9 protein-coding genes are annotated in these 8,069 nt (G+C 63.7%); 7 read left to right on the top strand and 2 right to left on the bottom strand.

What is annotated here, in order from left to right; all coding sequences use genetic code 11:
* Window positions 1-6: 6 nt before the first annotated feature.
* Window positions 7-432, bottom strand: coding sequence for a PaaI family thioesterase (locus QZ213_RS20885; RefSeq protein ID WP_291687993.1), 426 nt, complete (start codon window positions 430-432; stop codon window positions 7-9).
* 82 nt (window positions 433-514) lie between these two features.
* Here QZ213_RS20885 and QZ213_RS20880 point away from each other — a divergent pair, with 82 nt between their 5' ends.
* Window positions 515-1,147, top strand: coding sequence for a CoA pyrophosphatase (locus QZ213_RS20880; RefSeq protein ID WP_291687992.1), 633 nt, complete (start codon window positions 515-517; stop codon window positions 1,145-1,147).
* 100 nt (window positions 1,148-1,247) lie between these two features.
* Window positions 1,248-2,366, top strand: a complete 1,119-nt coding sequence (locus QZ213_RS20875; protein WP_291687994.1) for a hypothetical protein — start codon at window positions 1,248-1,250, stop codon at window positions 2,364-2,366.
* Between the two features lie 53 nt (window positions 2,367-2,419).
* Here the strand turns inward: QZ213_RS20875 and QZ213_RS20870 are convergent, their stop codons facing one another.
* Window positions 2,420-2,731 (bottom strand): hypothetical protein, encoded by a 312-nt coding sequence (locus QZ213_RS20870; protein WP_291687991.1) that lies wholly within the window; start codon window positions 2,729-2,731, stop codon window positions 2,420-2,422.
* Window positions 2,732-2,953: 222 nt separating this feature from the next.
* Between QZ213_RS20870 and QZ213_RS20865 the strand changes: the two genes are divergently transcribed.
* The 5 genes from QZ213_RS20865 to QZ213_RS20845 form a co-directional block, all read left to right on the top strand.
* On the top strand, window positions 2,954-3,436 hold the full coding sequence (locus tag QZ213_RS20865) for a hypothetical protein (RefSeq protein ID WP_291687990.1): 483 nt from the start codon (window positions 2,954-2,956) through the stop codon (window positions 3,434-3,436).
* Between the two features lie 273 nt (window positions 3,437-3,709).
* Window positions 3,710-4,657 carry a TAXI family TRAP transporter solute-binding subunit gene (locus tag QZ213_RS20860; protein ID WP_291687989.1) on the top strand — a complete coding sequence of 316 codons (948 nt, stop codon included), beginning with the start codon at window positions 3,710-3,712 and terminating at the stop codon, window positions 4,655-4,657.
* A gap of 152 nt (window positions 4,658-4,809) precedes the next feature.
* Window positions 4,810-6,918, top strand: a complete 2,109-nt coding sequence (locus tag QZ213_RS20855; protein ID WP_291687988.1) for a TRAP transporter permease — start codon at window positions 4,810-4,812, stop codon at window positions 6,916-6,918.
* Complete coding sequence (locus QZ213_RS20850) at window positions 6,879-7,289, top strand: DUF1850 domain-containing protein (protein WP_291687987.1); 411 nt, start codon at window positions 6,879-6,881, stop codon at window positions 7,287-7,289. The genes QZ213_RS20855 and QZ213_RS20850 overlap by 40 nt, the downstream gene beginning before the upstream one ends.
* A gap of 25 nt (window positions 7,290-7,314) precedes the next feature.
* Window positions 7,315-8,069: SDR family NAD(P)-dependent oxidoreductase (locus QZ213_RS20845; RefSeq protein ID WP_291687986.1), on the top strand; the 755-nt coding region annotated here is incomplete at its 3' end.

Raw genomic sequence — 8,069 nt, 5'->3', positions numbered from 1 at the left:
GCCCCCTCACTCGTTCTTCAATATCTTAAACACGCCGCTGGCCATGGCGATACAGCGTTTGTCGACGGTGATTTCCGTGGTGATGAAGATCAGGCTGCGGGTCGATCGCACCACGTGCGGCTTCGAAATCAGGGTCTCGCCGATCTTGCCGGCCTCGACAAAATGGGTGTCCATCTGCACGGTGGCCAGCGTCGGCTTGCCCGACACGTATCGCGCGGTCATGCCGCAGGTGCGGTCCGCGAACGTCATCAATACCCCGCCCTGCACGAGGCCGCGGCGGTTATGGTGCTTGTCCTGCGCGACGAGGGCATATTCATGCTCGCTGTCGTTGACGACCCGTTGCCACAGCGGTCCGATCAGATGGACGAAGCCGGTGGTCTCGACGATGGTCCAGCCCTCGGATTTGAGCTTTGCCGAGGCTTTATCGGTCATTTCCTGTACTTCCAACTTGCTGAAAATAGTTTGAAACTTCAACGTCGTTTCATCAATCGGCAACGTGGTGTAGTCAAGCGGGATGACCAGGCCGTTCGACGATGCCACCAGGCGGAATATCGCGGCGCGTTGCGCCAGGTTCGGGCGGCTGCCGGGAAGCGAGCCGGCGCCGGCGCTGAAGCGGGCCGCGGTCGCTATCGCCCTGATCGGCGCTGACGAGAGCGCTGGCGAAACGGCGCTGCTGCTGACGCGGCGCGCGGCGGGTTTGCGCACGCACCGCAGCCAGTGGGCGCTGCCGGGCGGACGCTGCGATAGCGGCGAGACGCCGGTCGAAGCGGCGCTGCGCGAATTGCACGAGGAACTCGGCCTTGCGCTCGAACCCGGCTCGGTGCTGGGCCTGCTCGACGATTACCCGACCCGCTCGGGCTATTTGATCACCCCGGTCGTGGTGTGGGCGGCGGCAGACGCCGAGATCTCGCCCAATCCGCAGGAGGTCGCCTCTGTACACCGGATCGGGCTTGACGCGATCGAGCACGCCGACGCCTTCGATTTCACCGCGATTCCCGAGAGCACGCGGCGGGTGATCCGCTTTCATCACGACAGCGGCACCATTCATGCGCCGACGGCGGCGCTGATCTATCAGTTTCGTGAGGTGCTGGCGGGACGCGATACCCGCGTCGCCGAGCTGGAACAGCCGGTGTTTGCCTGGAAGTAGCCGCGGTTTGGGCTACAACGGAACGATGCGCCACCAACCGATTCGGTATTCGAGATATTTTGCGCTCGCGCTGCTCCTGATCGCGCCGCAGGCGGCGGCGATGGATGCCGTGCCGCCGGCGGCGACGATGCGCGAGGCGATGGCGCAGGCGGTCTCGCCGCAGGCGATCGCGGAATATCGCCGCAAGCTGAAGGAGTATCAGGAGGCGCGCGCGGCGTTCGAGGAGGAAGCCGGCGCCTATTGGAATTCCATCACGGAGAAGCGGCGCGGCCGCAACGCCAAGCGGCGCGAACATCTGGCGATCGGGCTCGATGACTATGTGCTGACGCAGCCGCCGGTCTATGCCGGGCCGAAGCAGCCGCAAAATCCGGAACCCGAGCCCGCGCGTCCCCCCCGCGAGCGCAAATATATTCCCGTGGTCGCCGACCTCCTGAAGGCCGCTTCCGAGCATTTCCAGTTCGCCCCGCAGCGGCCCGCAAGCGAGATCGAGTTCAAGCGCGCCTATGCCCGCACCGCTTTGGCGGCCGGGCTCACGCGCGAGCAGGCGGTGCGGGTCTATGCGTTCGAGACCGGCGGCAACGGCAACCACGACATGCAATCGGGACTGGAGTATTCGCGGCAGGCGCGCGCGATCTCCACCGCGATCGGCTACAACCAGCTGCTCACCACCAACAGCGTCGAACTCGTCGCCGAGCAGGGCCGCGAATTCGTCCGCGCGCTTGCCGAGAAGGCGGCGCAGTTGTCCGGCGCCGCGCGCGGTGCGATGGAACACAAGATCGCGGTGCTGAAGCGGATGGTGGCGCTGGCGCGTTCGGTGCCGGACGAGTGGGCGCAGCACGAGAAGCTCGGCGATACCCCGCAGGGCTGGGCGATCCATGCCATGGTGCTGGACATCGATGTCGGCCCGCTATTGCAGACCCACAAGCTCCTGACCTCGGTGATCTTCGCGCGCGCCAAGGGCTATACCAGGCCGCTCTCCGCCGCCGAACTGGAGATGATGAACCTGACCGGCGACTCGACCGGGCTCGACATGGTGACGATGCCGCAGGCGCTGCGCGAGCAGGTCCCGACCTCGAATTTCTTCCAGCGCTCGGGCTACGAGCGCAATCCGGTGGCGATCCGCCACAACACGGTCGCCAAACTGCTGGCGATTACCGACTCCAGGATGGACAGCAACGGCCGTCTGCCGGGCGCCAAGGAACTGGCGGCGGCGTTTTAGCTCATCGTCGTCCCGGCGTTCACCGGGCCGACTCGCGTTGGGGGCGTTCCACCTCACTCCGACCCGAACATGAACTTGCCGTCGCCCTCAAGGAACGGCCCGGTCCGCATGTACAGCTGTCCGTTTTGGCCGATGAAGAACAAGGTGTTCCGGGGCACCTTCTTGGCGCCCTTGAGCAGCAGGCCGGCATTGTTGGTGCCCATCTTGTAGGAGAACGTCTTGCCCTCCTTGTCGTAGCCATAGCCCATGTCCGGCTTCAGCTCCCAGGGTGTCGGCTTGGCGGCTTCCGCGAATGCGGCTGTCGTCAACGCAGCGGTCGTCAGCGCGGCCGCCATCAAAATGGTCTTGGTCGAAAATCCCGTCATCCTGCATGCTCCCCGGCAATCGGTTTGAAAAAGATAAGTGGCAATGGCGCCGCACCAATTCCGAACAAATCACGAACGCCGATGTCGCGTCAATATCACGAGCGCCGTGTGCTGCGGCAGACGCGTTCAACACTTTGGGATTTCCCGCTGGTCGCCTCGCGACTATGTTCCGGTTTAGCGCTAGAAGAAGCGGCTGCAAGATAAGTCATAGGGATGATTCGGATGAACCACGTCATGAAGATTTGTTTTTTTGTCGCGTTGGGAGTGATGACGCTGGTTCCTGTTGCCCGGGCGGACGAGTTGTTCAAGCTTTCCAACAACCAGAGAATTTCCTGCAGCCGCGGCCTCGCCGCCGGCAAGCTCAATACCGCGACCTGCAAGTCCTACACCTACATCTTCAACGTCAAGACGTCGGAGTATTTCCGGTGCCAGGTCAGCCTGGCGCTGACGCGCGACAACAAGGAAGTGATCAACGTCCAGACCGACGGCAGCTGCACGAAGAAGCCGCGCATCTTCGAGACCGATTCCAGTTATTCGTTCGACGCCACCGAAACCGAACCGCCGAACACAAATTCGTTTTTCGGTCCCGGCGGCTACGCGATATGGGCGAGCGACAATACCGCACAGAAGGTTCGCGGCTGCATCATCATCTCATCCGGCCTCGGTTCGGACATTTCCAAATGCCTCGACATGACGTTTCAATGAGGCAGCGTCGGGTGATCTGAAATCCGGCTGGGGCCGTACGCTTGAAACTGCCGCCCGCATGCCGTGAGGCGATGCTGCCATCGACGCACTTCACTCAAGCCCGCTGCCGGCGAATTTGACGACGTGCGCCGCGTCCCGGTTTCACTCCGGGAACCGCGCGAATGGCGACTGGAACGAACGGCCGCTTTCCGCAACCCTGTTGACCGATGGGATGGCTTGACCCCGGGCCTTGCGCCGTCCAATTTCCCGCCCGGTTCTGGGGAGAATAAGCATATGAATTCGAAATTGATTGCGGCCGTCGCGGCGACGGCCGTAGTTCTGTCGGCGCCTGCGGCGCAGGCGCAAGCATTTATTAACGTTCTGACCGGCGGCACCTCCGGGGTCTATTATCCGCTCGGCGTCGCCATTGGAAAAATCTACAGCGACAAGATTCCCGACGTGAAGACCCAGGTGCAGGCCACCAAGGCGTCGGTCGAGAACCTGATCCTGCTGCAGCAGGGCCGCGGCGAGATCGCGTTTGCGCTCGGCGATTCGCTGAAAGCCGCGTGGGAAGGCGACGAAGAGGCCGGCTTCAAATCCAAGATGGACAAGTTGCGCACCATCGGCGCGATCTATCCGAACTACATCCAGATCGTCGCCACCGCCGACAGCGGCATCAAGACGCTGGCCGACCTCAAGGGCAAGAGCCTCTCGGTCGGTGCGCCGAAGTCGGGAACCGAACTCAACTCGCGCGCGATCCTTGCCGCGGCGGGACTGAGCTACAAGGACATGGGCAAGGTCGAATATTTGCCGTTCGCCGAATCCGTCGACCTGATGAAGAACCGGCAGTTGAACGCGACGCTGCAATCGGCCGGCCTCGGCGTGGCCTCGCTGAAGGATCTTTCCACTTCGACCGAGATCACCGTGGTGTCGGTTCCCAAGGAGGTGGTCGACAAGATCGGCCCGCCGTTCAAGTCGGTCATCATTCCCGCCAACACCTATTCCGGCCAGGACAAGGACGTGCCGACGGCGGCGGTGATCAATTATCTCGTGACCAGTTCGGCCGTGTCCGACGATCTCGTCTACCAGATGACAAAGCTGATCTACGAGTCGCTGCCGGAGCTGGCCAATGCGCACGCGTCCGGCAGGGAGATCAAACTGGAGAACGCCGCGACCGGCAGTCCGGTGCCGCTGCATCCCGGCGCGATCCGCTATTACAAGGAAAAGGGCCTGATCAAATAGGGCCATCGTGGATGTGCCTGCTATTCATCTTTTTAGGCGAATTTAACTTTTTGGCGGAATGTGCGGCTGAAGCCGGCGCATGACGTATCCCGGGGCCGCGCGTCGATGGTATAAAGGCGTCGCTCGACTTGGGTGCTGGGGAATGACAGGAAATGCTAAGGGCTGTGGACGCTGAGGCGCCCGTCAAGGTCGAATTCGACAATTTCGAGCACGGATTCCCGGAAGGCTTCGGCCCGGGCGGCTGGGGTCACCTCGCTTATGCGATCGGCATCGTGTTCGCGGCCTTTCAGCTGTATGTCGCGGCCTTCAACTATTTTCCGAGCCAGGTGGTGCGCGGCGTTCACGTCGGCTTCCTGATCCTGATGACGTTCGGCCTGATCGGCAACTTCACCGCCAGGAGCAATGCCGGCCGCGCGGCCGGCTGGCTGATCGGCGGCGTCGGATTTCTGTGCGGGCTGTATCAGTGGATCTTCTACGCCGACCTGATCGCGCGCGACGGCGATCCGACGCGACTCGATCTGGTGGTCGGTACCGTGCTGGCGGTCTTGATCTTCGAGGGCACGCGGCGGCTGATGGGTCTTGCGCTGCCGCTGATGGCCGGCGCCTGCATCCTCTACTGGTTCTTCGGTCAGTATCTGCCCGCGCCGTTCAACCATCGCGGCTACGATTTCGACCAGATCATCAGCCATCTCGCCTACGGCACCGAAGGCTTTTACGGCGTGCCGATCTACGTCTCGGCGACCTATATCTTCCTGTTCATCCTGTTCGGCTCGTTCCTCGAGCATGCCGGGATGATCCAGTTGTTCACCGATGTCTCGCTCGGCCTGTTCGGCGGCACCCGCGGCGGACCCGCCAAGGTCGCGGTGTTCGCCTCGGGCATGATGGGGACGATTTCGGGCTCCGGCGTCGCGAATGTCGTCACCGTCGGCCAGTTCACGATTCCCCTGATGATCAAGTTCGGCTATCGCCGGGCGTTTGCCGCCGGCGTCGAGGCAACCGCCTCGATGGGCGGGCAGATCATGCCGCCGGTGATGGGCGCGGTCGCCTTCATCATGGCCGAGACGCTGGGCGTCGAATACGCGGTCATAGTCAAGGCCGCGGTGATTCCGGCGATCCTCTATTTCGCCTCCGCGTTCTGGATGGTTCATCTGGAAGCCGGCAAACACGGCCTCGTCGGCATGAAACGTTCGGAAATCCCGAGCGCCTGGAAGGCGCTGGTGGCGCGCTGGTATCTGGTGTTGCCGTTGGCGGCGCTGGTCTACATGCTGTTTCAGGGCTTCACGCCACTCTATGCCGGCAGCATGGGGCTGGCGCTGACGGTAGCGCTGATCCTGGGGGCCAGCATCACGCTGGGCTTTTCCAATCAGGCATTGCGCTATGTCTTCTGGATCGGGCTTGCGCTGGTCGTCGCGGCGGTGTCGCACCAGGGCCTGGAGATCATTCCGGTGGCAGGCGTGGTCGGCGTTCTCGTGCTGATATCGGCGCTGACGCGCGGCGGCCGGGCGACGCTTGTGGCATGTCGCGATTCGCTGGCCGACAGCTCCAAATCGGCGCTGACCGTCGGCATGGCCTGTGCCATCGTCGGCACCATCATCGGCATGATGTCGCAGACCGGCGTCGGCACCATCTTCGGCAGCTGGGTCATTGGGCTCGGGGCCAAGAGCCTGTTCCTCGCGCTGGTCATGACCATGCTGCTGTCGATCCTGCTCGGCACCGGCATCCCGACCATTCCGACCTACATCATCACGGCGGCGCTTGCCGCGCCGGCATTGGCGAAACTCGGCGTGCCGCTGATCGAGAGCCACATGTTCGCGTTCTACTACGGCATCATGGCGGACCTCTCGCCGCCGGTGGCGCTGGCGGCGCTGGCGGCAGCTCCAATCGCCAAGGAAAATCCCGACAAGATCGGCTGGGAGGCGATGCGGATCGCGCTCGCCGGCTATGTGATTCCGTTCATCTTCGTCTATTCGCCGGCGCTGATGCTGCAGCCCGGCGATCCGATGGCCGTCCAGATTGGATTCTACGGCGCGGTGGTGCTGGCGACCTTCAAGGCGCTGGTCGCGATCGCTCTGTTCGGCATGGTCGCGATCGGCTTCCTGTTCACGAGGATGACGCTGGCCGAGCGCGTCGTCGCCCTGCTCGCGGCGCTTTGCCTGCTCGGCGATTTCAGCTTCAGCGACACCCTGGGCTTCGCGCTGACGGCGGCGATCGTGTTCTGGCAATGGACACGGCGCCCGCGCCGGGCGGCGGCGCCGGCTTGAGCCTTTGTCTCACGTCAGCCGGCGTCGTGAAGACGCTGTCGGTCGCCGCGTTCACGCTGGTATGGACGCACTCGATCGAAAAAGTCGACTGGCAGGAAGACTGGCGCATTACCCCCAGCGGGCTGGAACTGGTGCAGGCCCGCGTCAAGGGCTCGGGCGCCGGCATGGAGCCGCCGCCGGAGGCGCGGCTGGTCGACGGCTGGTTTGAATGGCAGCCAAAGCGTGCGCCGATGCCGGAAGTGGTGCTCGGCAATTCCGGCGCCACCGGCGAATGGCGGTTCTGCGGCGACGGGAGTTGCCGTACGCTGTCGGAGATTTTCGGGCATGCGATCGGGATGAATGTCACGACGATGCGCCGGTGCGAACCATGACAAACTGAAAAAGGGGGAGAACGCGATGGATCGCCTCAAGGGAAAAACCGCGCTGGTGGTCGGCGCCGGCTCGATCGGGCCGGGCTGGGGCAACGGCAAGGCGACCGCGGTGACGTTTGCCCGCCAGGGCGCGCAGGTGTTCTGCGTCGACCGCAACGGCGCCGCCGCCGAAGAGACCGTGAAGATCATTACGAGCGAAGGCGGCAAGGCCACGGCCTTCACCGCGGACGTGTCCCGTGCCGGGGATGTCGAGGCGATGGTGGCAGCCTGCCTGAAGGCCTACGGCCGCATCGACGTGCTCGACAACAATGTCGGCATCGCCGAGATGGGCAGCGTGGTCGACGTCTCGGAAGCCGAGTGGGACCGCGTCTTCGCGGTCAATCTCAAGAGCGCGTTCCTCGCCATGAAGCACGTCATTCCGGTGATGGTGCGGCAGGGCGGCGGCTCGATCATCAACATCTCGTCGATCGCCTCGATCCGGCACACCGGCGTATCCTATGTCACCTACGCCGCCACCAAGGCCGCGATGAACCAGATGACGCGCACGTCAGCGGTCGAATTCGCGCCGCAACACGTCCGCGTCAACGCCGTCCTGCCCGGCCTGATGAAGACGCCGATGGTCGAGCATTCCGCGGGGCTGGCGTCGAGCTACGCCAAGGGCGATGTCGAGGCGATGTGGCGCGCGCGCGACGCGCAGGTGCCGATGGGTCACATGGGCGAAGCCTGGGACGTCGCCAATGCGGCGCTGTTTCTCGCCTCCGACGAGTCGAAATATGTCAC

Origin of the sequence: Bradyrhizobium sp., assembly GCF_017881085.1 — a bacterium.
GTDB lineage: Bacteria > Pseudomonadota > Alphaproteobacteria > Rhizobiales > Xanthobacteraceae > Bradyrhizobium.
Note: the sequence above shows the minus strand (reverse complement) of the source record. Positions and strands in the feature narration are given on the sequence as shown.

Coding starts and splice junctions, on each gene's coding strand:
- QZ213_RS20855 (WP_291687988.1), top strand. CDS start 4,810: ATGCTAAGGGCTGTGGACGCTGAGGCGCCCGTCAAGGTCGAATTCGAC.
- QZ213_RS20870 (WP_291687991.1), bottom strand. CDS start 2,731: ATGACGGGATTTTCGACCAAGACCATTTTGATGGCGGCCGCGCTGACG.
- QZ213_RS20885 (WP_291687993.1), bottom strand. CDS start 432: ATGACCGATAAAGCCTCGGCAAAGCTCAAATCCGAGGGCTGGACCATC.
- QZ213_RS20860 (WP_291687989.1), top strand. CDS start 3,710: ATGAATTCGAAATTGATTGCGGCCGTCGCGGCGACGGCCGTAGTTCTG.
- QZ213_RS20850 (WP_291687987.1), top strand. CDS start 6,879: ATGGACACGGCGCCCGCGCCGGGCGGCGGCGCCGGCTTGAGCCTTTGT.
- QZ213_RS20880 (WP_291687992.1), top strand. CDS start 515: ATGACCAGGCCGTTCGACGATGCCACCAGGCGGAATATCGCGGCGCGT.
- QZ213_RS20875 (WP_291687994.1), top strand. CDS start 1,248: ATGGATGCCGTGCCGCCGGCGGCGACGATGCGCGAGGCGATGGCGCAG.
- QZ213_RS20865 (WP_291687990.1), top strand. CDS start 2,954: ATGAACCACGTCATGAAGATTTGTTTTTTTGTCGCGTTGGGAGTGATG.